The organism is Pseudomonas sp. NPDC086112 (genome assembly GCF_044746425.1).
GTDB lineage: Bacteria > Pseudomonadota > Gammaproteobacteria > Pseudomonadales > Pseudomonadaceae > Aquipseudomonas.
In genome coordinates this window covers 36,220-61,080 of sequence record NZ_JBIVCD010000027.1, presented here as the reverse complement: position 1 = coordinate 61,080, position 24,861 = coordinate 36,220, and the positions used below count along the sequence as shown (strand labels likewise).

The window sequence follows — 24,861 nt, the reverse complement described above, 5'->3', positions numbered from 1 at the left end:
GAACGCAGCCTTCGGCAGCTGCTACAGAGACCGTGTCAGGCCTCGTCGTTATAAACGAACTTGGGCATTTCCCAATGGAAACGGATCGCCAGCAAGCGCAGCAGGAAGCCGCCGAACAGGGTGATCAGGATCGCCTGTTCACCGGGTAATTGCAGGTAGATGCAGAGCAGATAGCACCATGCCGCGGCAAACGAGACGCTGGCGTAGAGCTCGCGGCGGAAGATCAGCGGGATGTCGTTGCAGAAGATGTCCCGCAAGATGCCGCCAAACACGCCGGTGATCACACCGCTGACCGAGGCCACCAGCATGCCGTGGCCCATTTCCAGGGCCGTCATGCAGCCGATCAGGGTGAACGCTACCAGGCCCACCGCATCGAGCACCAGAAACAGCGAACGCAGGTGGCGCATCCAGCGGGCAATGAAGATCGTCAGCATCGCCGCGACGGAAGTCAGCACCAGGTATTCCGGGTGTTTGACCCAGGTCAGCGGGTAGTGGCCGAGCAGCACGTCGCGTACCGAACCGCCGCCCAGTGCGGTGACACACGCAATCAGCACCACACCAAACCAGTCCATGCCGCGACGCCCCGCAGACAGGGCGCCCGTCATGGCTTCGGCAGTGATGGCGATCAGATAGAGCATCAGCAACATGGTGGCGGTCCTGGCAGAAAGGCGCGCAGTCTAGCCATTTAGGGCCGGCACCAAAAGGGGGCACACATTCAAATAGACCGCGTCGCCTTCTTCGCGGGCAAGCCTCGCTCCTACAGGTACAACGCAGGTCCCGTAGGAGCGAGGCTTGCCCGCGAAGGCGTCAGAACAGACACACCACCCAATCAGAACTTGATGAAATTCTTGCGGTAGTGCTGCAGCTCGGCGATCGATTCGCGGATGTCGTCCAGGGCCAGGTGGGTGCTGCCCTTCTTGAAGCTGTCGCGCACGTCCGGTGCCCAGCGCGCGGCCAGTTCTTTAAGGGTCGACACGTCGAGGTTGCGGTAGTGGAAGTAGCTTTCCAGCGATTTCATGTGGGTATAAAGGAAGCGACGATCCTGGCAGATGCTGTTGCCACAGATCGGCGACTTGCCCTTCGGCACCCATTTTTCCAGGAAGGCGATGGTCTCGGCTTCGGCTTCGGCCATGCTGATGCGGCTGTCGCGAACCCGTTGGGTCAGCCCGGAGCCGCCATGCTGACGGGTATTCCACTCGTCCATGCCGGCGAGGATCTCGTCGCTGTGATGAATGGCGATCACCGGACCTTCGGCCAAGGTGTTCAAATTACTGTCGGTGACGATAGTGGCCATCTCGATGATGACATCGGTATCAGGGTTCAGACCGGTCATTTCCAGGTCGATCCAGATCAGGTTCAGCGGGTTTTGCATGAGTCGGCTCCTCGGCGTAGGTGCGCAGTTTAGCCTAGGGAGGCCACCGGGCGTGCTAAACTCGCGGCCGTTTTACCTAATCGCTGCATTCTCGATACGGAACACCCATGGCCAAACGCCAACTTAATCGTCGTCAAAACTGGCGCATCGAAAAGATTCAGGGCGAGCGCGCTGCCCGCGCCGCCAAACGCGAGTCCTCGGCTGTCGAGGCACTCGAAGGCGGCGACCTGGGTCCGGAACAGACGGGCCTGGTGATCGCGCACTTCGGTGTGCAGGTCGAAGTCGAGGCCCTCGATGGCGAATTGGCTGGCCAGGTGTTCCGCTGCCATTTGCGCGCCAACCTGCCAGCGCTGGTGACCGGCGATCAGGTGGTATGGCGTGCCGGCAACCAGGGCATCGGCGTGATCGTGGCGCAACTGCCGCGCAAAACCGAGCTCTGCCGTCCCGACAGCCGTGGCCAGCTCAAGCCGGTGGCAGCTAACGTCGACCTGATCGTGATCGTCTTCGCGCCGCTGCCCGAGCCTCACGCCAACCTGATCGACCGTTACTTGGTCGCTGCGGAACACGCCGGTATTCGGCCGTTGCTGTTGCTGAACAAATTCGACTTGATCGACGAGCAGAACGCCCCGGCGCTGAATGCCTTGCTGGCGGTTTACCGCACGCTGGGTTACCCGGTGCTGGAAGTGTCGGCCCACCACGGTAATGGCATGGAACAGTTGCAAAAGCAGCTGGACGGGCACATCAGCGTGTTCGTCGGCCAATCCGGCGTTGGCAAGTCGTCGCTGGTCAACAGCCTGCTGCCGGAAGTCGATACCCGCGTCGGCCCGCTGTCCGAGCTGTCGGGCCAAGGCACCCACACCACCACCACCGCGCGACTGTTCCACTTCCCCGGTGGCGGTGAGTTGATCGACTCCCCGGGTATCCGCGAGTTTGGCCTGGGTCACGTCAGCCGTGCCGACGTCGAAGCCGGCTTCATCGAGTTCAACGACCTGATCGGCACCTGCCGCTTCCGCGACTGCAAGCACGACCGCGAGCCGGGTTGCGCCTTGCTCAAGGCATTGGAAGAAGGCCGCGTGCAGCAGCAGCGGATGAACAGCTACCGCTCGATCATCGCCAGTTTGCCGGAAAGCAGCTATTAAACAGACGTGCCAACCGCCCCTGACTATTACGGGGCGGTAGGTCGTTCGTGGCGTCCTGCAAAAACTCCCTCAGTTAAACGTCAGACCTCTCTGTAAGGTTTCTTCGCGCCTGCCTGAAGGACGCGTCTCTTTAACCGCCAAGGCCTTGTTGCGGCCACTCAAGTGCATACATTCGAGCCCTCATCGCATCTCTGGCGATACCGAGGGACAGCCATGCAAACCTATCACTTGTTCATCAGCCACTCGTGGAACTACTCAGACGCCCACGACAATCTGGTTCGCCTGCTCAATGCGAAGCCCGGCTTCACGTTCAAGAATTTTTCGGTGCCACCGGACAACCCGATCATCGGCGCGAAAACCGACAAACAACTTGAAGAAGCCATCGAAAACAAGATTCGGCTCTGCTCGGCAGTGCTGATCATGGCGGGGATGTATTCGACCTACAGCAAGTGGATCAACAAGGAAATCGAGATCGCCAGGCGAATGGGCAAGGTCATCATTGCGATAAAGCCGTTTGGCGCCGAACGGATTTCCACGGTGGTACGCCGGGCGGCGCACGCGGAGTGTGCGTGGAACACCAACAGCATCATCGATGCCATTCGCACTCACGCGGCGGGCTGAACCATGCGCAAGGGACTGTTCATCGGGATCAATAACTACAGCCATGTTTCGCAATTAAGTGGCTGCAACAATGACGCGATGGCCATGGCTTCGGTGCTTAAAACCGACGCCAATGGCGATCCGAATTTCAAGAACCTGGTCCTGACCTCCGCCGAAGATTATCTGAGCCGCGAAAAGCTCGAAGGGCATATCCAGGAATTGTTTTCAGGCGATTGCAGCGTTGCACTGTTGTATTTCGCCGGACACGGCAACTTCGACGTCGATACGGATGAAGGCATGCTGATCCCCCAGGACTACAAATCCGCCAAGGATGGAATTCGCATCAGCGACATCCTGAATTGGGCGACCAAAGCCGTAAAAATCAAAAACAAAGTGATTATTCTCGACTGCTGCCAGGCGGGCTCGGCGGGCGAAGTGCGGGCGCTGCGCAGCGAAAGCAGCATGGTGTGTGAAGGCATGACCATTCTCACCGCGTGCAAAAAAGCAGAGCCTGCGATGGAAGGCGCCAACCACGGCGTCTTCACAGGGCTGTTGCTGCAAGCACTGCACGGCGGCGCCGCAAACATATTGGGAAAGATCACCCCCGGCAGCCTCTATTCCTTCGTCGACAACGCTCTCGACGCGTGGGAACAGCGCCCGGTATTCAAGACCAATGTGTCGCAGTTCATTTCATTGCGAGAAGTCTCGCCGCTGATCCCTAAAGAGATTCTGCGCAAACTGCCCGACTGGTTCGAAGAGGCGGAATCAATGTTTGCCCTCGATCCGAGCTACGAACCTACCGAAGCCACGTTCAATCCAGAACACGGCGAAGTCTTCGCCCAACTGCAAAAGTGCAATCGCCACAGCCTGATCGAACCGATGGACGCCGAACACATGTACTACGCCGCCATCCATTCCACCGGTTGCCGCCTCACCGCCCTCGGCGCCTATTACCGTGAACTCGCAATCAAGGGACATTTCTGATGCCAGTGTTTATCAGCTACCGCCATACCGATCGGTCCCACGCCATCGCCATCAGCACCCGTCTGATTCGGGCCAACATCAAGACCTATTTCGACGTGCTGGATCCGGAATCACAGACCACTGACGACATCACCGGGGTCATCACCCGCAACATCACCGAGTGCACGCACCTGCTGGCGATAGTCTCGGACAAGACCGCGCTGTCGTGGTGGGTGCCGTTCGAAATCGGTGAAGCGACCATCAGCAACCGACGGATATGCTCATTCAAGACCGGACCGGCGGAACTGCCGCTGTACCTCGATAAATGGCCAAAGCTCAGCACCGACAAGGATCTGGAGTTTTTCATTGATGCCTATCGTGAAGAAGTGGCGACCAAGCGCTCAATGACGCTGGGCTCGATCAACGAATCCCTTTACCGCACCTACAGAGGCAACGCCGAGTTGTTCCATGACCAACTCAAGAACCGCATCCGACGTGGTTTCTGACAGGCGCAAAAAAGCCGCGATCATTCGCGGCTTTTTCGTGGGTCACTGCTTCCGTGGCTCACCCGGCTTCGGCACCGGATCATCAAACAGATTCAACCGCTCACGAAGCTCATGCGCCGGCAACGGTTCCTTATCCGCCGGCAAGGCATTCGGATCGGCTGGCGGCGTGGGCACTTCGCCCGGGCCGCCCTGCCCTTGCGTCGGCACTGGCGCAGGTTCTACACCTTGCGAACCTTCGATGGCACGCTGGGCTTTCTTGGTCAGCACGACGATGTCGATGCGGCGGTTGACCGGGTTGAACGGGTTTTCCCGGTCGAACAGCGCCGACGAGGCATAACCCACGACTCGCGCTACTTGAGCGTCCGGATAGCTGCCGGCGATCAATGCACGGCGAGCCGCGTTCGCACGGTTGGCCGAGAGTTCCCAGTTGCCGAAGTCGCCGGTGCCCGAGTACGGCTTGGCATCGGTGTGGCCGCTGATGCTGATCTTGTTCGGCACCGCTTTGATGGTGTCGGCCATGGCCAGCAGGATGTCTTCGAAATACGGCTTCAGACGCGCACTGCCGGAGTCGAACATCGGGCGGTTTTCGGCGTCCACAATCTGGATACGCAAACCGTCCTGGGTGATTTCGAAGAGAATCTGGTCCTTGAACTTCTGCAACTGCGGGTTTTCTTCGACCTTGTTCTGCAACTCTTGCAGCAGCAATTCCAGGCGCTCTTTCTCAACCTGCTCGGCCATGCCTTCGACCTGTTCGGAGTCGATAGTCACCTTGTCCGGCTGAGGCTGGGATTTCACCTCGGGGTTGAGGGTGTTCTCCGGTGCCAGGGTCGGCGAGCCGCCCAGATCGATGATGTATGGCGTGCCGCTTTCGCTGAAACCGACCGGGTCCTTGAAGTAACCGGCAATGGCGATCTTCTGTTCCGGCGTTGCCGTGGACAACAGCCACAACACCAGGAAGAACGCCATCATCGCCGTCGCGAAGTCCGCGAAGGCGATTTTCCAGGAGCCCCCGTGATGCCCGCCCGCGTACTTTTTGACGCGCTTGATGATTATCGGCTGGTTATTTTCCATGACTTAGCGACCGCGAACCGCTTGTTCCAGCTCAGCGAAGCTAGGACGGTGCGCCGGGTACAGAACCTTGCGACCGAATTCCACTGCCAGCGATGGCGGCATGCCGGAAGCCGAAGCCACCAGCGAGGCCTTGATGGCTTCGTAGACGTTCAGTTCTTCCTTGGCATCGTGGCCCAGAGCGTGGGCCAGCGGGCCAAAGAAACCATAGGCCGCGAGAATACCGAAGAAGGTACCTACCAGAGCCGCACCTACGTGCAAGCCAATCATTTTCTGGTCGCTTTCACCCAGCGAAGCCATGGTCACCACGATACCCAATACCGCCGCAACGATACCGAAACCCGGCATGGCATCGGCGATGCCGTTGACGGCGTGGGAGGGGTGATCCAGGTCTTCCTTGAGGCTGGTCAGTTCCATGTCGAACAAGCCTTCAAGCTCATGGGGAGCCATGTTGCCGGAGGACATGATGCGCAGGTAATCGCAGATGTACGCCGTCATGCGGTCATCTTTCAGGACTGCCGGGTACTTGGCGAAGATCGGGCTCGCGGCGGCATCTTCGATGTCGCCTTCGATTGCCATCATGCCTTCGCGACGACTCTTGTTGAGGATCTCGTAAATCAGCCCCAACACTTCCAGGTAGAAGGTGTGGTTGAAACGCGAACTGAACATGCCCAAAGACTTCTTGAGCACGTGCATCGTCATATGACCGGGGTTGGCCTGCAGGAATGCACCAAGGGCCGCGCCACCGATAATCATCACCTCGAAAGGCTGAATGAGGGCGGCAATCTTGCCGTGGGAAAGCACGTATCCGCCGAGCACGCTCGCGAATACGACGATGATGCCGATAATTTTAGCCATAGGTAGGAGAGCACTTACTGAGTCGGGTTCAAGGTCATATTCGGAAGTTAAAAAATCTCTTCTTCTCCTTATCGGCAAAACTGCGCCAGACTATAGCCAGATAAGGCGAAAAGCCAATTTGGCCCACGCAGGGATAGGTAAAGCAGCGTCCAGACATGGCTAACGAAACGAACGTCCCAACGCCAAAACCGACCACGCTCGAAGGCTGGGTCAAGCTGCTCGATGGTGTGCGCCTGCCGGTTCCGCAAGCCAGTCACGACCGCGTCTGCAAAGCCATCCGCGATAGCCGCAGCTCGCTGCGCGACATTGCCGAAATGATGCAGGACAGCCCGGCCCTGGCCTTGAGTGTGATTCGCGAAGCCAATCGCCACACTCATGGCAGCATGGCCACGCCCGCTGAAAATCTTGAAGTGGCAATTAATCGCCTCGGTTTGAAACGCACCGAAGAATTGCTCGAGCGCTTGCCCGCCGAACCCCAATCGCAGATCCCCGTTGCCCTGCGCCAGCTTCAGCTGATCAGTCAGCACGCCACTCAACAGGCCAATGGTTTTTTTGCCAGTCGCCTGGCGCGGTTGTGGCAGGACATCCACTGGGGCAGCCTGCTGTTTCTTTCGCCACTGTGGCCCATGGCGTTGACCCATCCGCAGATGCTTGAAGAATGGGAACTGCGGGTCATCCATAAAGGCGAGTCGGCGCGCAAAGTCGAAAAGCAATTGTTCGGCGTGCGTCTGCTGGAAATCTGTATGGCGCTGGTGGATGTCTGGCGTTTGCCGATCTGGGTCCAGCAGGGTTATCGGCTGCTGCTCAATGAACAACGCGAACTGGTGAAAGTCCTGCGCATTGCACGGGACGATGATCACCCGCTACGCCAACAGAATCGTCTCGATGACGACCCGACGTTGCGGCGCTGGCTTAATCAGCCCGCCAACACCGTGCTGCTGGCCAATGGTCTGGCGTTGTCGGCACAACAGGCCTGGGACAGTCCGCACTGTGAACGCTGGCAGTACCTGACCAGCCTTTATCTGCAAATGCCGATGGATGAAGTGCAGCAACAGTTGCACCAACAGGCTGCCAACAGCGCCCGGCAACATGCCATGCCGGACCTCTGGCACCCAGCCGAAACATTGATCTGGCCGGCGGGCATGAACCGCGTTCACGCCGGCTTGCTGCCGGCCCCGGCGCCCACCGCCGAAGACCTGGCGAAGTGGCGTAAACAATGCGCCGAATTGCTGGTGGAGCCGAGCCGGTTTACCAATGCCATGCACTTGACCACATCGGCCCGAGACGCCCTGGTGGCGTGTGGCATGCGGCGAGTGATGATCCTGATGGCCGATCGCACACACGCCAGTCTGCGGGTGCACCAGATTGCCGGGCTGCCCAAAGAAGTGGCCGGCCTGAACCTGGTGGTCAGCCAGAGTGCGGTGCTGCAGCGTCTGCTCGCACAACAGGCCCAGGTGCGCCTGACGCCAGCCAACAACGCCCAATTCTCGGCCCTGTTGCCGGCGAGCCTGCGTTCACAGTTCAGCGGTGAACACCTGCTGCTGCGCTCCCTGGTCAACAATGGTCGGGTGATCATGATCGTGGTGGCGGATCAGGGCGGCGGGCCGTTCTCGGAAATCACCGTGCAGGCGTTCGGCAAAACCGCGCAGTGCATTGAAAAAGCCCTGCACAGTTTTAGCCAGCGCTAGGGGCTGATGCCAGTCAGTTAAGTGAAGATCAAGACCTGTGGCGAGGGGGCTTGCCCCCGCTGGACTGCGAAGCAGTCCCAAAACCTGCAACCTCGTTCTACCCAGGCACACCGCATGCAGCGGATTTGCGACTGCTTCGCAGCCGAACGGGGGCAAGCCCCCTCGCCACAGATTCAGTTATTTCCTGCGCCGAAATAACTGATAACAGGCCCTCATGACGCTGCGCTACAATCCTCCCCTTTGTGCTCTGGAGACCTCACATGTCTGACTTCTCTGGCTTGGCGCTGGTGATCGAGCCGAGCGACCTGCTCCCGCGTCTCGACTCCCGCGAACTGATTCTGGTGGACCTGACCAGCAGCGCCCGCTATGCCGCAGGGCATATCCCCGGGGCACGCTTTGTCGATCCAAAACGCACTCAACTGGGTCAGGCGCCTGCGCCAGGCCTGCTGCCGACCCAAGCCGCGCTTGAAGCATTGTTCGGCGAACTGGGGCACAACCCCGATGCGGTCTATGTCGTCTATGACGACGAAGGCGGCGGTTGGGCCGGGCGCTTTATCTGGCTGCTGGATGTCATCGGCCACAGCAAGTATCACTATATCGATGGTGGCCTGAAGGCCTGGCTGGCGGAAGGTATGCCCATGTCGATCCAGATCCCGCCAGCGGTCGGTGGACCAGTCGCCCTGACGCTGCACGACGAACCCACCGCCACCCGCGAATACCTGCAAAGCCGTCTCGGTGCCGCTGACCTGGCGATCTGGGACGCACGCGGGCCGCTGGAATACTCCGGCGAGAAAGTGCTGGCGGCCAAGGGCGGGCACATTCCGGGCGCGGTCAATTTCGAATGGACAGCCGGCATGGATCAGGCACGCAACCTGCGCATCCGCACCGACATGCCAAAAATCCTGGAACAACTCGGTATAACCAAAGACAAAGAAGTCATTACCCACTGCCAGACTCACCACCGTTCTGGCTTCACGTATCTAGTAGCCAAGTCGCTCGGTTATCCGCGAGTCAAAGGCTACGCCGGCTCTTGGGGCGAATGGGGCAACCATCCCGACACGCCCGTAGAGATTTAAGGTTTTTAAGGACAGTTAATGAATAAGCGTTTGTTTATCCTCAGCCAATACCTGCTGCCCCATCACTTGCTCTCGCGACTGGCCGGCTGCATTGCCGAATGCCGCGTGCGCTGGTTCAAGAACGCCCTTACCGCCTGGTTCGCCAAGCGTTATCAAGTGGACATGTCCCAGGCACTGGTCGAAGACCTGACGGCTTACGAGCACTTCAATGCATTCTTCACTCGTGCCTTGAAAGACGGCGCTCGCCCGCTGGACCCAACCCCAGGCGCGATCCTCAGCCCGGCCGATGGCGCCGTCAGCCAGCTCGGCCCGATCGAACACGGTCGCGTTTTCCAGGCCAAGGGCCACAGCTTCAGCGTGCTGGAACTGCTGGGGGGTGACGCGGCCAACGCAGCGCCATTCATGGGCGGTGACTTCGCCACCATTTACCTGTCGCCCAAGGATTACCACCGCGTGCACATGCCGCTGGCCGGCACTCTGCGCGAGATGATCTACATCCCAGGCCGCATCTTCTCGGTCAACCAGACCACCGCTGAAAACGTACCGGAGCTGTTCGCGCGCAACGAGCGTGTGGCGTGCATTTTCGACACCGAACGTGGCCCGATGGCCGTAGTGCTGGTGGGTGCGATGATTGTGGCGTCGATCGAAACTGTCTGGGCCGGGCTGATCACGCCGCCAAAACGCGAGCTGAAAACCTTCCGTTACGATGAAGCCGCCCGTGCGCCGATCCATCTGGAAAAAGGCGCGGAGCTGGGTCGCTTCAAACTCGGCTCTACGGCTGTCGTGCTGTTCGGGCCGGATCAAGTGAAATGGGCTGAAGGACTGGGCGCTCTTTCGCCAGTGCAGATGGGTCAGAGCATCGGCTTGCCAAGCGCCTGATCCCGGGCCCGCCGCCCCGAATTTCTTCCGGGCGGCGCATTTCTCCATAGGAGCTGCCGAAGGCTGCGATCTTTTGATCTTGATCTTCGGCGCGCTCCGAAAAAAGATCGCAGCCTTCGGCAGCTCCTACGAAGGCAAGCGTGACGCAGATATCGCGATACTCCCTCCAGCGCTCATAGCTGCTACAGTCAAGTCATTCACTGCCCATTTCCCGGTCGGAGTTTGTCTACGGCATGAATGAGACCAATCCTGTCTTGCTGCTACGCGCACCAATCCCGACGCAGTCGCGTCTGTCTTTCTGCGAAGCCACGCCTCGCGACCTCAAGCGCTGGATCGCCAACCTGCCCAAAGCCAACATCGGCGAAACCGCTCGCCAGTTGTATCAAGGCTTGAGCGAACTTAATCAACTGCTCACCCCCAGCGACAATCGCCTGCAATTGCTCGAACTGCTGCGGCCCGAGGTGTATTACGTCTGCAAGCACCTGGAGCGGCATTTCCTGCATCAGACCATTGTGCTCGACGAGCGCTCGCGCAAGATCGCCAACCTTTGCCAGGCGCTGCAGAGCCACTTAGCGATCGGCTACAAGCAAATCGTCATTCGCGTCACGCCGCGCTTCACTAAGGATCGCGCGCCGCTGCTGACCCAGGCTTTGCAGCGGGCAATCCATTGCCTGAACGGCGCATTGATCCGCGCCACTGAACTCTATTGCCCGGTGCCCGAAAACCTGTGGCTGGAACTGCATCAGCTGTATCGGATTGGCTGTCAGTTCCAACTGCAAAATCTGAGTGTGCGCGATGAACTGGCCAGCCAGACGCAAAAGCTGAGCATCGAGCAAACCTATGTCGTCGCCCTTCTGCTGGGTGCTTCACGCTGCAATCAGCTGCGCCAGAACCAGATCGCCCGGCTCGCCGAGGTGCTCGAACCCTGGAGCCAGTGGATCAAGCTGCAACCGGCCAAACTGGACAACGGGCTGTTTGCCATCGCCCCGGATCTCGACACCGGGCCGCGCTACCGCTCCAAATTCCTCGCCGAACAACAGGAGCGTTTGCTGGGGATCGACCCGCAACCCTTGGTCATGGCCATCGAAAACCATCTGCAGCAGTCGGCCGACAAGGTCTCGCCGTTGCCCGTGCCGGCGGGGCTGAATCTGGATACGCTGCAACACCTGCATGCCGCCTGGGGCCAGGCCGCCGAGCGCAGTTTCCAGCGCACTGTCGGCCACGGCACGTTGACCCTGTGCGTGGGTATGAGCGCTTTGCACTTTTATCTGGGCGGGCAACGCTCGTTCAACGACATCCTGAAAAAACCCGGCGCCCGCCCCGCGCAGTTCTCGGCGACCGACCCGACAGCTCGCGCCAAAGACCAATGGCGCCACGCCTTCGACGCCGCCCCTCATGGCACGGCAGACACGCTGCTGCCCTACGAAGAGATCGAATACCCGCACCTTCAAAACGATGACAGCCACGAGGCATCCGACCGCCAGCAGCATTTCCCGATCTATGCGCTGCCGGTGATCAATCACAGTCCTGGCGGCTATTGCCTGGCCTGGCCCGGCGCGGTGCCCGCCGAGCTACAGGCTGGCGAAATGGTCGGTATCGAGGATGTCGCCGGTCAAGGCTGGAGCATTGCAGTGGTGCGCTGGATCCGCCAGGTGCGGGGCGGCGGCACGCAGATGGGTATCGAGCAAGTCGCGCCTTGCGCCGAACCCTGCGGCCTGCAGCTGATACGCTCCCACGACGAGCACAGCCAGTACTTGCGTGGGCTGTTGCTGCCCGCCATCAGTGCCATCGACCTGCCGGCCACCCTGCTCACGCCGCGCCTGCCGTTCCAGGAAGGCAATAAGGTGTTGATCAATACCAACGGCGAGGAACGCCGGGCCGGGCTGGAGCGTCGGGTGGCGAGCACCAACAGCTTCAATCAGTTTGCCTACCGTTCGCTTGAAACCGCCAGAAACGAAAACGCCGCGGGGAGCGGCGTGGTCGGGGTAGCGGAAGAATTTGATTCGTTGTGGAAGTCGCTTTGAGCGTCCGGCATTTGATCGGCGGTGATGCGTTCGCGGGCAAGCCTCGCTCCTACGGGTCCGCGCAAACCCTGTAGGAGCGAGGCTTGCCCGCGAAGAGGCCCGCCCAGACAACCTGAAACTCAGAGCTGCCCGTCGCGATCCCGGAAGCCCAGCAGATACAGCACACCGTCCAGCCCAAGGGTGGAAATCGCCTGTTTCGCCGATTGCTTGACCAACGGCTTGGCACGGAACGCTACACCCAGCCCGGCAATCGCCAGCATCGGCAGGTCGTTGGCACCGTCACCGACGGCAATCGTCTGCTCCAGACGCAAACCTTCCTTATGCGCCAGCTCACGCAGCAGATCCGCCTTGCGTTGCGCATCGACAATCGGCTCGACTGCCACGCCAGTAACTTTGCCATCGACCACAGCCAGTTCGTTGGCGAACACATAGTCGATGCCCAGCTTGGCCTGCAGTTGCTTGGCGAAGTAGGTGAAGCCGCCCGACAGAATCGCCGTCTTGTAGCCCAGACGCTTGAGTTCGGCGAACAGGGTTTCGGCGCCTTCGGTCAGGCGCAGCGAGGCGCCGATGGAATCCAGCACGCTGACGTCCAGACCTTGCAGCAAGGCCAGGCGCTCTTTGAAGCTGGCACGAAAGTCCAGCTCGCCGGCCATCGCCCGCTCGGTAATCGCAGACACCTGGTCGCCCACACCGGCGGCCTTGGCCAGTTCGTCGATGACTTCGGCTTCGATCAGCGTCGAGTCCATGTCGAACACCGCCAGACGGCGGTTACGGCGGAACAGTGAATCTTCCTGGAAAGCGATGTCGACGTTCAATTCTTGAGCGACGCTGAGGAATTCGGCCCGCAGCGCTTGCGGATCCGCCGCCTCGCCGCGCACGGAAAACTCGATGCAGCCTTTGCCTTTGTCGGCCGGAGTGTCCAGCGGCATGCGCCCGGACAGGCGATCGATATGATCGATGTTCAGCCCATATTTGGCGGTGATCGAGCTCACGCGCTGCAATTGCTCGGCGGTCACTTTGCGGGTCAGCAGGGTGACGATGTGGCGTTTCTTGCCCTGATTGCCGACCCACTGCTGGTAATCCTCTTCGGACACCGGCGTGAAACGCACTTGTTGCTCAAGCTCATAGCCTTTGAACAGGATGTCCTTGAGCACCGAGTTACCTTGTTCGGTATCGGGAATTTCAACCAGGATGCCAAACGACAGGGTGTCGTGGATCACCGCCTGACCAATGTCGAGAATGTTCACACCACCCTGGGCCAGAACGCCGGTAATGGCCGCAGTCAGACCCGGACGGTCGACTCCCGTGATGTTTATCAGGACGATTTCGCGCAAGGCGCACCCCCGCAGGTGGAAAAAAACCGCATTCTACCCATTTTCAGTGACCATCGGGCACCGCGAGCGCTTTGACGGCCTAGGGCCTGTCGCTATACTGCGCGTCAACTTCACGGACAAAGAGCCGAGCTCAAGTGAACCGGCCCACGCCAGTAAAAACCGATAACTTCTTTCTGCTGATCTTCCGGGCACTGCGTCATCGCCGTGTACCGATCGCATTGCGCATTGCCAGCCATAACGTGATCCTGGTCGCTCTGGCCCTGGTGATCTATGCCTGCGTGATGGGTTTGCAGTTCAAGCAGGCCATGCACGAGCAGGCGGATGCCCTGGGCGAAAGCCTGACCACCCAGACCGCGACCTCGGCCACGGAACTGTTGGTGTCCAATGACATCCTCAGCCTGAACGTGCTGCTCAACAACCTGACCAAGAACAAACTGGTGGCCCATGCTGCCATTTACAGCGTGGATAACCGCATCCTCGCCGAAGCCGGTCAGCGTCCCAAGCATAGCCTGCTGGGCGAAGCCGAGGGCATGTACCAGAGCAAGATCACCTTTCAGGACGTGACCGCCGGGCAACTGCGCATCAGCCTGGACATGGACCAGTTTCAGCAGCCGATGACCATCAGCCTGCAAAGCATGGGCATTCTGAGTGCGATTCTGTTGGCGCTGTCCTTGGCCTTGAGCCTGCGCCTGGGGCGCAATATCTCCACACCACTGCTGCAATTGCGGGTGTGGCTGCGCAATATCGACGAATACACCCCGGCCACCGAGCGTCAGGATGAAGTTGGCGATCTCGCTCGTCAGCTACACGCCAATTTCGCACCAGAGCCGGCCGAACCGGAGCCTGTTCCGGAGCCCGAGTTCGACGACAGCGATGACGACGAAGAGACCGATCCAGCCTTCGAAGTGCGCAACCTGCGTGATCCGAGCTTCGATGAAACCCGACCGGTGGCAGGTCTCAAGCCTGCGCCACGACGCATAGTCAGCACCGTCGAGGACGATGAGGACGACGAAGATCCGTTTGCCGATCTGCGTGACGACGCGACAGACAGCACACCGAAACCAGTCGTAAAACCGAAGGTATCGAACCTGCCGCAGCACAGCGCGGTACTGGCCGTGCAGCTGGGTGCGCAAGATCAATTGCGCCGCCTGCCCCGCGCACGTCTGGAAGAGCTGCTGAAACGCTACCGCGATTGCCTCGATCAGGCCGCGTCGCTCTACCAGAGCGAACTGCACACCCTGAACGATGGCAGCACGCTGATGCTGTTCCACACCGAAGACAGCGGCGACGATTACCTGACCAATGCCATCTGCTGCGGCGAGTTGCTGCGTGCCTTGGGTCATCAGTTGCAGATCGAAGTCGCCGACAGCGGCATCACCCTGCAATTGCAGCTGGGTCTGACGCTGGGTGACGAGTTGTTCGGCTTGAGCCAGATCGATTTGCTGCTGACTGAAACCGCTCAGGATGCACTGGCCCTGTCGCAACACAGCCGCAACCTGCTGCTGGTTGAGCGCAAGATCAGTGACGACGCGCTGATTCGCCAGCGTGCGCGGATCCGCCCGATCGCAAGCCCTGAAGGTGCATGTTGCGTAGAGCGCTTGATGGAGCCTTATCCGTCGATGCTGGAACGGCAACTGGCGCGGATGCACGAACGCCGGGCGTAAGCCTTAGCCCTGCTGTAAAGAAGCCTGCAGATGAGTGATCGTCTGCGGGCTTTTTATTGCCTGTCCCGACGCCTTCGCGGGCAAGCCTCGCTCCTACGGGGCCGCGCAAACAGAGACTGACCCATTCCTGTAGGAGCGAGGCTTGCCCGCGAAGAGGCCAGCAGCCACGCTGGATTTCTCACTCCGCAGAAACAACAAAGCCCGCATCAATGGCGGGCTTTGCTTTGGATCAATCCAGGCTTAGAACCTGAACACTTCCATATCCGTGCGAATCGGCGAAGCCATCGGGATTTTCGGCTGCTTCTCCGGCGCTGCTGCCGGTGCCACAGGTTTGGCAGCTGGCTTGCGAGGTGCTTCAGCGATCGGCGGCTGGTTCGCCAGTGGCTTGAGCGCCGTCGACAGCTGCTCGGCCAGACGCTGCAGCAACACACCCTGAGCCTGAACCTGAGCCGCAGTCCCGCCGGTGTGCTGTTCCTGCAGATGAATGATGCGGTTATCACGCACCTGACCACGACGGTCAATCAGCCGCCATTGGGCATCAAGGATCGCCGGTTGCGATGCACCCGAGTCCAGGCGCGTGATCGTCAGCAGCACCTGAACATCCGGCGTGAAGCCTAATGTCGCCGGTGCCAGGACAACGCGCTGGCTGTCCAGATGGCCGGCGACCTGACGCAGCAACAGCTGATCGATGTCGGAAGACAGGCTACCCGCCCAACGACCATCAGCCGAAGCTTGCAGGCTGCCATCGGGCTGACGCTGCAACAAGGTTTCGCGTTGCAGATAGTCGGCAACCGTTACCGGGCCCAGCAATACCGCCATGCCAGCGCTTTGCGCAGGCTGAGCCGGACTTCCGCTGTCCAGCTGATACAGCGACACCGGTTGGTGAACGCTGCAACCCGCCAGGCCAAGAACGCCGGCGAGCATCAAAATAAAAGGAAGGCGCAGAGCAGTCATCGTCCCATCCAGGTGGCTGCCACAAGGCTAACCACAGTGAAAATACTCAAAAAATATGAAGAACGCTCGGCTACGCCGGCGCTTGAAAGGCCATATCATCCGTGAATATGCGTTCCGACTCCAGCGGCAAAGCGTCGATCTACGCGTTAAATCGTAGATCGAGCGCTCTAGGACGCTTAATTGAGGTTTTCGACGAACAGCGCATCAACCCTCTGAAAGCCACGTGGCAGTTTGTTACCGCGACGTCCACGCTCACCTTTGTAGTGTTCGAGGTCGTCCGCCTTCAGTGACAAGGTACGTTTTCCGGCCTGCAGCACCAAAGTGGCACCCTCCGGCAAAACGGCAATGTCCGTGACATATTCTTCGCGACTGGCAACACGTTCACCGGAAATCCCGATGATCTTATTCCCTTTTCCTTTACCTAATTGTGGCAAATCGCTGATTTTGAAAATCAGCAGGCGACCTTCGGTGGTCACCGAGGCCAGCCAGTTGTGCTCACGATCGGCTACCGGACGCGGCAGAATCACTTTGGCGTTGTTCGGCAAACTCAACAGGGCCTTGCCCGCCTTGTTCTTGGCTTGCAGGTCTTCACCCTTGACCACGAATCCATAACCGGCGTCGGAGGCGATCACGTACAGCGAATCGTCTTCAGGCATCAGCACACATTCGAAACTCGCCCCTGGCGGCGGCGTCAGGCGGCCGGTCAGCGGTTCGCCCTGGCCTCGGGCCGAGGGCAAGGTGTGGGCCGCGACCGAATAACTGCGACCGGTGGAGTCGATAAACACCGCAAACTGGTTGGAGCGACCGGGCGCTAAGGCCTTGAAACCATCTCCGGCCTTGTAGGAAAGCCCGGTGGCGTCGATTTCGTGCCCCTTGGCAGAGCGAACCCAGCCTTTTTCCGACAGAACTACGGTCACTTTCTCGTTCGGCAGCAGATCGTGCTCAGTCAAGGCCTTGGCTTCTGCACGCTCGACGATTGGCGAGCGACGGTCGTCGCCATACGTTTCGGCGTCCTTGATCAGTTCAGTGCGTACCAGCTTTTTCAGCTTGGCTTCGCTGCCCAGCAGGGCTTGCAGCTTGGCTTGTTCCTTGAGCAGTTCATCCTGCTCGGCACGCAGCTTCATTTCTTCCAGTCGCGCCAACTGACGCAAACGGGTGTCGAGGATGTAATCGGCCTGGATTTCGCTCAGGGCGAAACGCTCGATCAGTGCGGCTTTCGGGTGTTCCTCGGTGCGGATGATGTGAATCACTTCATCCAGATTGAGGTAAGCGATCAACAAACCGTCCAACAGGTGCAGGCGACGCTCAACCTTGTCCAGGCGGAATTGCAGACGACGACGCACGGTCTGCACCCGGAACTCCAGCCACTCGACCAGCAAGGCCCGCAGGTTTTTCAACTGCGGCTTGCCGTCCAGACCGATGATGTTGATGTTGACCCGGTAGCTCGACTCCAGCTCGGTGCTGGCGAACAGGTGCTGCATCAGCGCGTCGTGATCGAAGTTTTTGCGGGCACCGGGAATGATCACGATGCGACACGGGTTTTCGTGGTCGGACTCGTCTCGCAGGTCAGCGATCTGCGGAGCCTTGGAGGGCTTGGCCTGCATCATGCCCGCAATCTGTTCCAACACCTTGGCACCGGACACCTGGTGCGGCAGCGCGGTGACGATGATGTCGCCGTCTTCAATGTGGTACACGGCGCGCATGCGCACCGAGCCCTTGCCGGTTTCGTAGATTTTCAGCAGGTCGGCGCGCGGCGTGATGATTTCTGCTTCGGTCGGGTAATCCGGGCCCTGGATGTGTTCGCAGAGCTGCTCGACCGTGGCTTTCGGCTCATCCAGCAAGCGCACGCAAGCGGTCGCGACTTCGCGCAGGTTATGCGGCGGTACGTCGGTGGCCATGCCCACGGCGATACCGGTGGTGCCGTTGAGCAGGATGTTCGGCAAACGGGCCGGCAACACCAAAGGCTCTTCCAGCGTGCCGTCGAAGTTCGGGCCCCAGTTCGCGGTGCCCTGGCCCAGTTCGCTGAGCAGCACTTCGGAATAACGCGACAGCCGCGCTTCGGTGTACCGCATGGCGGCGAAGGACTTCGGATCGTCCGGCGCACCCCAGTTTCCCTGACCGTCGACCAGCGTGTAGCGGTAGCTGAACGGCTGGGCCATCAGGACCATGGCTTCGTAGCACGCCGAGTCGCCGTGCGGGTGGAACTTACCGAGCACGTCACCGACGGTACGCGCCGACTTCTTGTGTTTGGAATCGGCGTCCAGCCCCAACTCGCTCATCGCATAGATGATGCGCCGCTGTACCGGTTTCAGGCCGTCGCCGATATGCGGCAAGGCACGGTCCATGATCACGTACATGGAGTAGTTGAGGTAGGCATTTTCGGTGAAGTCAGCCAGTGACCGGCGTTCTACACCGTCCAGGCTGAGATCAAGGGAGTCGCTCATGCGGGCCTCATCAGTTCGTTGTCTGGCGCAGCAGCATGGTGCCACCGCGCTGGGTAAATTCAAGTTTGTTCAGTGCGCTCATACCGAGCAGCACCTGATTGCCGTGCAAACCGGGCGCCACCAGCGCGCGAACGTCACGCAGCACGATGTCGCCCAATTGCAGCCGGTCGAGGCGGGTTCGATAGCCCTCGCTCAAGCCATTGGCCGTGCTCAGGGTCACCCCAAAGCCTTTTTCCAGTTTCAGCCGCTCGGCCATTTCGGCCGGGATCGACACATCGGTCGCACCGGTATCGAGCATGAACTCCACGGGCTGGCCGTTGATCTGGCCGGTAGCAACAAAGTGCCCCTGGCTGTTGCCGATCAGCTTCACTTCGATAAAGCCTTGGCCCTGTTCAGAGCTGACGACGGTGTTGGGATTCTGTTGACGCTCCTCCCACTGACCGAAGAACCGCGTCGCCAGAAATAGCGCGGCGCACCAGGCCAGCACCATCAACACCCGACCGGCGCGCTTGCCCGGCGGTTGCGGACTCATGGCTTGGCACTCCAGCCACCTTCAGGCGCAGCAAAGCGCCAGACAATCGGGCGTACCTCGCCATCGGCTCGCGCACCGTTATTGTTGTCGATGCCGATCCAGGCGCCGTCGGCGTCCACGATCAACGCCTCCGCCAGCCCATAGGCCTGTGAATAACGACGGTTTTCCTGCAAGGCCTCGGCGGCAAACGACCAGCAGCGCTCCACCTTGGCTGTCACTGCATCACGGCGGCAAACCTGAAAGACGTTGCGCTCAAGGGTAAACAGCTTGCCGTCGAACAATGACAGATCGGCAAAATCCCGGGAGCGCGTTCTGGCCTTGGGAAATTGCGTTGGTTGCATCTCCACCCCGGCTTCACTCAGCAGCACACAACCCCCCTTGCAGTCCCAGACCGTTTGCTGGCGCTTGATCATCAGCAAACCGCGGCGCTCGCGTTCGGCGGCCAGCCACAGCGTGTCACCGGCCGGATTGATCGCCAGCCCTTCAAACAATGCATTGAAGTGCAGCAACATACCGCTGGCCCGTGCTTCGCGTACCAGCATCGGCGAGATTTTCAGCCAGGACGCAGGCCCGATTGGCGGAACTTGCAGCACCGCGGCGTGCGCTTCGCTGACGATGTAACGATTGCCGGCGCTGTCGCAGGTGATACCTTCGAAATCCAGGTTCCCGCCCCGCACGAACGATGCCACCCAAGTCCGTGAACGCAAGCCCCAAGGCAAACCGCTATCGGGCGCCACGGGTACGTCGATGCGCACGGTTTCGGCTTGCCAGGTGTTGTTGCGGGTGTCGAGGCGATAGATTTGATCATCGTCCCGATCCGAAACAGTCCACAGGTCCTTGCCGCACTGGGCCAGCCCCGACAGATTGCCGCCGCGCATGCCGTCGACGGCATGCTCGGATAACAGGCGCAGCTCGGGCGCAGGCTCCGCCGAAACCGTTACCGAGGTCAGCAGCAACGCACACGCCAGGGCCCAGCCAAATCGCATCAGCCCAGAACCTCGGCCAGGTTGCCCTTGGACTCCAGCCAGGACTTGCGATCACCAGCGCGTTTTTTCGCCAGCAGCATGTCCATCATTTCCGAGGTCGCGTCGAAATCTTCCAGCGTCAACTGCACCAGACGCCGAGTGTTCGGGTCCATGGTGGTTTCGCGCAACTGCGGCGGGTTCATTTCACCCAGACCTTTGAATCGGGTGACCTGTGGTTTGCCGCGTTTCTTCTCGGCTACCAGACGATCGAGGATGCCATCGCGCTCGGCTTCGTCCAGGGCATAGTAAATTTCTTTGCCCAGGTCGATACGGTACAGCGGCGGCATGGCGACGTAGACGTGACCGGCATCCACCAGCGGACGGAAATGCTGGACGAACAAAGCACACAGCAACGTGGCGATGTGCAGACCGTCGGAGTCGGCGTCGGCGAGGATGCAGATCTTGCCGTAACGCAGCTGGGCGATGTCCGCCGAGCCCGGATCGACACCGATGGCCACGGCGATGTTGTGCACTTCCTGGCTGGCCAGCACTTCGCCGCCGTCGACTTCCCAGGTGTTCAGAATCTTGCCGCGTAACGGCAGGATCGCCTGAAATTCTTTGTCCCGCGCCTGCTTGGCCGAACCGCCGGCGGAATCACCTTCCACCAGGAACAGCTCGGAACGCATCGGGTCCTGCCCGGCGCAGTCGGCGAGTTTGCCCGGCAACGCCGGACCTTGGGTAATGCGCTTGCGCTCGACCTTCTTGCTGGCCTTCAGACGACGGCCGGCGTTGTTGATCGCCAGTTCCGCCAGCAGCATGCCGGTTTCCGGGTGAGCGTTGAGCCACAGGCTGAAAGCGTCCTTGACCACACCGGAAACGAAAGCGGCCGCTTCACGGGATGACAGGCGTTCCTTGGTCTGACCGGAGAATTGCGGTTCCTGCATTTTCATCGACAGGACGAACGCAATGCGTTCCCAGACGTCTTCCGGCGCCAGCTTCACGCCACGCGGCAACAGGCTGCGGAACTCGCAGAACTCGCGCATCGCATCGAGCAAGCCCTGACGCAGACCGTTGACGTGCGTACCGCCCTGGGCTGTCGGGATCAGGTTGACGTAGCTTTCCTGAACGCTGTCGCCGCCCTCGGGCAACCACAGCAACGCCCAATCGACCGCTTCTTTGTTACCGGCCAGGCTACCGCAGAACGGCTCGTCCGGCAGGCGTTCGAATTCGCTGACCGCGTCCACCAGATAGGAGCGCAGGCCGTCTTCGTAATGCCATTCGACTTTCTCGCCGGTGGCCTTGTCTTCAAAACTGACCAGCAGCCCCGGACACAGAACGGCTTTGGCCTTGAGCACGTGCTTGAGGCGGCTGATGGAGAATTTCGGTGAATCGAAATACTTCGGGTCCGGCGCAAAGAACACGCTGGTGCCGGTATTGCGCTTGCCGACGGTGCCGACCACTTCCAGCTCGGTCTTTTTGTAACCGTCGGCGAAAGTCATCTGGTATTCGTTGCCGTCGCGTTTTACACGCACCCGGACTTCGGTCGACAAGGCGTTGACCACAGAAATACCCACCCCGTGCAGACCGCCGGAGAACTGGTAGTTCTTGTTGGAAAACTTGCCGCCCGCATGAAGCTTGGTGAGGATCAGCTCGACACCCGACACACCCTCTTCAGGGTGAATGTCCACCGGCATGCCACGGCCGTCATCGCTGACTTCCAGAGAGTGATCGGCATGCAGGATGACCTGTACCGATGTCGCATGCCCGGCCAAGGCTTCGTCGACGCTGTTGTCGATGACTTCCTGGGCGAGGTGGTTCGGCCGACTGGTGTCGGTGTACATGCCGGGGCGTTTGCGCACCGGGTCGAGGCCCGAGAGGACTTCGATGGCGTCTGCGTTATAAGAGCTAGCGCTGGGAGTGGCCATGGGGTCTCGTCGTCCGCCTGTAAAAAGAGTGTTCGGTGAAAAAGAGGCGACAAATCACAGTGCAGTGAAATCAATCGCCTTATACAAATCTGCGCCGATGTCGGCGAAACTCAGCATTGCCGGCAATTGCTCGGCAAAACCCTGGAAACTATGGTCGCCGCCCGCCTGGATGCGCAAGGCGCAGGCCCGGTAATACTGCTGGGCGAGGCGATAATCCAGCGTTTCGTCGCCGGTCTGCAACCATACTTGAAACCGCTGCGGATCCTTGGGCGCCGGCACTTCCAGCTCGGCCAGGGCCGTTATGTGGTCGTGGGTCAATTCCCAAGTCTCATCGGTATACAGATTTTTCTGCGTCCCCAGGAACCCGTCGAACATCCGGTGCGGGCTGACGGCAGGGTTGATCAACAGGGCTTTCAAGCAATGGCGCTCGGCCAAGTGAGTCGCATAGTAGCCGCCGAGTGAGCTGCCGACCAGCAGCGGCCGCCCCAGCTCGGCAATCGCCTGCTCCAGCTGACCGATGGCCTCGCGGGGATGGTGATGCAAGGCCGGCACACGCAACTGATCGCTCAAGCCCAGCCGTTCCATCACATTAATCAACTGACAGGCCTTTTTCGACGCCGGCGCGCTGTTGAAACCGTGGATATAAAGGATCGAACCGGACATTTGAGCTCCCTGTGCGTCGGGTAAAGAGGCGCAGTTTACAGGGTGTCGGGAAAATCGGGGATATGCGTGGAAATCAGGTTGCCTGAGCGAACACCATCGCGGGCAAGCCCGCTCCCACAAGGATCTTAGGCGCTCACAAATCCCCTGTGGGAGCGGGCTTGCCCGCGATGGCCGCGCCTCGGTCTTTGGAAATGACAAATAAATCAGTAGCCGTTAGAGCCGTAATCAACCTGAAAATCGAAACCGGTGACGCGCTCAACGCCTGTTTCGAGCTGGCCATCCGGCAACAACCGCAACCACCGATACCCCGGCGCCTGCTCGCTCACCTTGAAATCGTCACTGCCCGGCTCGAACTGAATACAGGTCGAGGGCGATGCGATCAGGCGCACACCGTTGCGCACCTGGTCAATTTCCTGATGCACATGCCCCCACAACACCGCTCGCACCTGTGGAAAGCGATCCAGCACCGCAAACAACGCTTCTGGATTGCGCAAGCCAATGGGCTCCATCCATGCACACCCGATCGATACCGGATGATGATGGAAACACACCAGATGATGCCGCTCCGGTGCCTCACTCAACGAGCGAGCGAGTAACTGCAATTGCTCATCCTGCAAATACCCCGGCACCGACCCTGGCACCGCCGAATCGAGCAACGTGACCCGCCAGTTGCCGATATCCACCACCGGCTCCAGCAGCGCACTCTGCACCGCCGCCACGGCCATGATCTGCGGCTCGTCATGATTACCGGGAATCCAGCGGGCCGGCGCATCGATCTGTCGGGTCAGGTCACGAAACAGCTGATACGACTCCAGCGTCCCGTCCTGGGAAAGATCTCCACTGGCAATGATCAAATCGATCTGCGGTTGCTGCTTCAATACCAGCTCAATGACCTGTTGCAGGCTGTCGCGGGTATTCATGCCCAGCAATGTCCCGTCCGCCTCGGCAAACAGATGGCTGTCGGAGAGTTGCACCAGCAACGCCGGATCGGCGGTGGTTAATGTGGATACGCTCGGCAAGGCGTTCTCCCAGGGCGTGATCACGGGATGGGTAAGTGCCGCAATTATGCTGGGGGACGATCAAAAGAGGAAATCTGTGAACCGGACGCAGTTCACAACTACACAGGGCTCTTAGCGCACAACAGCGTACTCGTGACCGCAAGCCAGGCAATGGCTCAGCCATTCCCCCAGGAACAGATTGAGCTGAGCCTTTTCATCCGGCTGATGCATTGCGGCGTTCGGGTAAGGATAGATGCCCCGGAAGCGTCGTGCATGTTCAGCGCTGACCACTTCGGCCATGCACGCGTCGTGATACACCTGAACTTCCAGTTGAGGCACCGGCAGCCACGGCAGGCTGTGTTCCTGGCGTATTTGCAGGGTCGTGGTGTACGGACAGACCTGCAGCACTTCGAGGGCCAGCACGCCCAGCATCTGGTCGCCATGGGTCACGGCAATGCGCCGCGCCTGCGGTTCGCTACGCATATCCGGTAGCAGTCGCATCAGGCGCGCGTAGTTGGCCTCGCAGGAGGCTTGCAGCCCCACGAGGTCGATCCGATAGCGATCGCGCAGCTTGTTTACGACCATAACCCCCTCACTTCAACGCGGTTCAAAGCCAGCCATTGCAAGGCAATGATGCTTGGCGCGTTGGCAATACGTCCGTCGCGTACGGCTTGCAGGGCATCTTCAAACGCCCAGACCGTGACGCGAATATCTTCTGCCTCTTCCTCCAGCCCATGCAGGCCGCCAACCCCGGTTGTCTCGCAACGCCCCAGGTACAAATGCACAAATTCGTTACTGCCGCCCGGCGATGGAAAATATTTGGTCATCGGCCAGAGCGCCCCGAATACAAGCCCAGCTTCCTCCTGCGCTTCGCGGTGAGCAACTTCTTCCGGTACTTCATCCTTGTCGATCAGACCGGCGACCAGTTCGATCAGCCACGGGTTATCGATCTTGCCCATGGCGCCGACGCGAAACTGTTCGATCAACACCACTTCATCGCGCTGCGGATCGTAAGGCAGCACGCACACCGCATCATGGCGAACAAACAGTTCACGATTGATCTCGCGACTCATGCCACCGGCGAACAATTCATGACGCAAGTGCACGCGGTCGAGCTTGTAGAAACCCTCGTAGCACTTTTCGCGCCGAACGATATCAACGGCGGTCGGAATGGCGTTGGCAAAATCAGTCATGACAATCCTCGTTTAC

General features: G+C 59.9%; 23 protein-coding genes. 9 read left to right on the top strand and 14 right to left on the bottom strand.

Translation table 11 applies throughout. From position 1 onward, the window contains the following. Positions 1–35: 35 nt before the first annotated feature. Together ACIPLA_RS18675 and orn are read right to left on the bottom strand one after the other, a co-directional pair. Positions 36–647 carry a trimeric intracellular cation channel family protein gene (locus tag ACIPLA_RS18675; protein ID WP_030128339.1) on the bottom strand — a complete coding sequence of 204 codons (612 nt, stop codon included), beginning with the start codon at positions 645–647 and terminating at the stop codon, positions 36–38. A 182-nt stretch (positions 648–829) separates the two neighbouring features. Then, positions 830–1,372: an oligoribonuclease gene (gene orn / locus ACIPLA_RS18670; protein WP_008068863.1), complete on the bottom strand. Its 543-nt coding sequence runs from the start codon at positions 1,370–1,372 to the stop codon at positions 830–832. A gap of 107 nt (positions 1,373–1,479) precedes the next feature. On the opposite strand from orn, the gene rsgA reads away from it, so the two are divergent. The 4 genes from rsgA (at position 1,480) to ACIPLA_RS18650 (ending at position 4,580) form a co-directional block, all read left to right on the top strand. Beyond that, positions 1,480–2,511 (top strand): small ribosomal subunit biogenesis GTPase RsgA, encoded by a 1,032-nt coding sequence (rsgA, locus tag ACIPLA_RS18665; RefSeq protein ID WP_007902636.1) that lies wholly within the window; start codon positions 1,480–1,482, stop codon positions 2,509–2,511. Positions 2,512–2,724: 213 nt separating this feature from the next. Beyond that, on the top strand, positions 2,725–3,132 hold the full coding sequence (locus ACIPLA_RS18660; RefSeq protein WP_008009843.1) for a TIR domain-containing protein: 408 nt from the start codon (positions 2,725–2,727) through the stop codon (positions 3,130–3,132). Between the two features lie 3 nt (positions 3,133–3,135). Continuing rightward, a complete protein-coding gene (locus ACIPLA_RS18655) occupies positions 3,136–4,095 on the top strand; it encodes a caspase domain-containing protein (protein WP_401174940.1) in 960 nt (319 codons plus the stop codon). Then, positions 4,095–4,580, top strand: coding sequence for a toll/interleukin-1 receptor domain-containing protein (locus tag ACIPLA_RS18650; protein WP_218397191.1), 486 nt, complete (start codon positions 4,095–4,097; stop codon positions 4,578–4,580). The genes ACIPLA_RS18655 and ACIPLA_RS18650 overlap by 1 nt, the downstream gene beginning before the upstream one ends. Positions 4,581–4,622: 42 nt before the next feature. Here ACIPLA_RS18650 and motB read toward each other — a convergent pair whose 3' ends face one another. Both motB and motA read right to left on the bottom strand, forming a co-directional pair. Further along, positions 4,623–5,651 (bottom strand): flagellar motor protein MotB, encoded by a 1,029-nt coding sequence (gene motB, locus ACIPLA_RS18645; RefSeq protein WP_218397189.1) that lies wholly within the window; start codon positions 5,649–5,651, stop codon positions 4,623–4,625. Positions 5,652–5,654: 3 nt separating this feature from the next. Further along, complete coding sequence (gene motA / locus ACIPLA_RS18640) at positions 5,655–6,506, bottom strand: flagellar motor stator protein MotA (protein WP_008009851.1); 852 nt, start codon at positions 6,504–6,506, stop codon at positions 5,655–5,657. Between the two features lie 155 nt (positions 6,507–6,661). Here motA and ACIPLA_RS18635 point away from each other — a divergent pair, with 155 nt between their 5' ends. The 4 genes from ACIPLA_RS18635 (at position 6,662) to ACIPLA_RS18620 (ending at position 12,173) form a co-directional block, all read left to right on the top strand. After that, positions 6,662–8,194, top strand: coding sequence for an HDOD domain-containing protein (locus ACIPLA_RS18635; protein WP_401174935.1), 1,533 nt, complete (start codon positions 6,662–6,664; stop codon positions 8,192–8,194). Between the two features lie 260 nt (positions 8,195–8,454). Then, a complete protein-coding gene (locus ACIPLA_RS18630) occupies positions 8,455–9,270 on the top strand; it encodes a rhodanese-like domain-containing protein (RefSeq protein WP_401174932.1) in 816 nt (271 codons plus the stop codon). Positions 9,271–9,288: 18 nt separating this feature from the next. Further along, a complete protein-coding gene (gene asd / locus ACIPLA_RS18625) occupies positions 9,289–10,149 on the top strand; it encodes an archaetidylserine decarboxylase (protein WP_401174930.1) in 861 nt (286 codons plus the stop codon). 233 nt (positions 10,150–10,382) lie between these two features. Next, positions 10,383–12,173, top strand: coding sequence for a molecular chaperone (locus ACIPLA_RS18620; protein ID WP_401174927.1), 1,791 nt, complete (start codon positions 10,383–10,385; stop codon positions 12,171–12,173). 119 nt (positions 12,174–12,292) lie between these two features. Here ACIPLA_RS18620 and serB read toward each other — a convergent pair whose 3' ends face one another. Continuing rightward, complete coding sequence (serB, locus tag ACIPLA_RS18615; RefSeq protein WP_123500121.1) at positions 12,293–13,507, bottom strand: phosphoserine phosphatase SerB; 1,215 nt, start codon at positions 13,505–13,507, stop codon at positions 12,293–12,295. 134 nt (positions 13,508–13,641) lie between these two features. On the opposite strand from serB, the gene ACIPLA_RS18610 reads away from it, so the two are divergent. Next, on the top strand, positions 13,642–15,171 hold the full coding sequence (locus ACIPLA_RS18610) for an AhpA/YtjB family protein (RefSeq protein WP_192345995.1): 1,530 nt from the start codon (positions 13,642–13,644) through the stop codon (positions 15,169–15,171). Between the two features lie 240 nt (positions 15,172–15,411). Here the strand turns inward: ACIPLA_RS18610 and ACIPLA_RS18605 are convergent, their stop codons facing one another. The 9 genes from ACIPLA_RS18605 to ACIPLA_RS18565 form a co-directional block, all read right to left on the bottom strand. Continuing rightward, the gene (locus ACIPLA_RS18605) at positions 15,412–16,125 is read right to left on the bottom strand and encodes a membrane integrity-associated transporter subunit PqiC (RefSeq protein WP_401174924.1); all 714 of its coding nucleotides are present in this window, start codon (positions 16,123–16,125) and stop codon (positions 15,412–15,414) included. Between the two features lie 176 nt (positions 16,126–16,301). Continuing rightward, entirely contained in the window at positions 16,302–18,569 is a 2,268-nt protein-coding gene (gene parC, locus ACIPLA_RS18600; protein ID WP_123500118.1) for a DNA topoisomerase IV subunit A, read from the bottom strand. Positions 18,570–18,579: 10 nt separating this feature from the next. Next, a complete protein-coding gene (locus ACIPLA_RS18595) occupies positions 18,580–19,101 on the bottom strand; it encodes a TIGR02281 family clan AA aspartic protease (RefSeq protein WP_218397175.1) in 522 nt (173 codons plus the stop codon). Beyond that, on the bottom strand, positions 19,098–20,087 hold the full coding sequence (locus ACIPLA_RS18590) for an esterase-like activity of phytase family protein (protein WP_401174920.1): 990 nt from the start codon (positions 20,085–20,087) through the stop codon (positions 19,098–19,100). Before ACIPLA_RS18590 ends, ACIPLA_RS18595 begins: the two co-directional genes overlap by 4 nt. Continuing rightward, entirely contained in the window at positions 20,087–21,991 is a 1,905-nt protein-coding gene (gene parE / locus ACIPLA_RS18585) for a DNA topoisomerase IV subunit B (RefSeq protein WP_218397171.1), read from the bottom strand. The genes ACIPLA_RS18590 and parE overlap by 1 nt, the downstream gene beginning before the upstream one ends. Positions 21,992–22,045: 54 nt before the next feature. Beyond that, positions 22,046–22,654, bottom strand: coding sequence for a YqiA/YcfP family alpha/beta fold hydrolase (locus ACIPLA_RS18580; RefSeq protein ID WP_401174917.1), 609 nt, complete (start codon positions 22,652–22,654; stop codon positions 22,046–22,048). A gap of 203 nt (positions 22,655–22,857) precedes the next feature. Beyond that, positions 22,858–23,673, bottom strand: coding sequence for a 3',5'-cyclic-AMP phosphodiesterase (cpdA, locus tag ACIPLA_RS18575; RefSeq protein ID WP_401174914.1), 816 nt, complete (start codon positions 23,671–23,673; stop codon positions 22,858–22,860). 111 nt (positions 23,674–23,784) lie between these two features. Continuing rightward, positions 23,785–24,237 carry a DUF1249 domain-containing protein gene (locus ACIPLA_RS18570; protein WP_218397167.1) on the bottom strand — a complete coding sequence of 151 codons (453 nt, stop codon included), beginning with the start codon at positions 24,235–24,237 and terminating at the stop codon, positions 23,785–23,787. After that, positions 24,228–24,845: an NUDIX domain-containing protein gene (locus tag ACIPLA_RS18565; protein WP_123500105.1), complete on the bottom strand. Its 618-nt coding sequence runs from the start codon at positions 24,843–24,845 to the stop codon at positions 24,228–24,230. Before ACIPLA_RS18565 ends, ACIPLA_RS18570 begins: the two co-directional genes overlap by 10 nt. Positions 24,846–24,861: the final 16 nt, after the last annotated feature.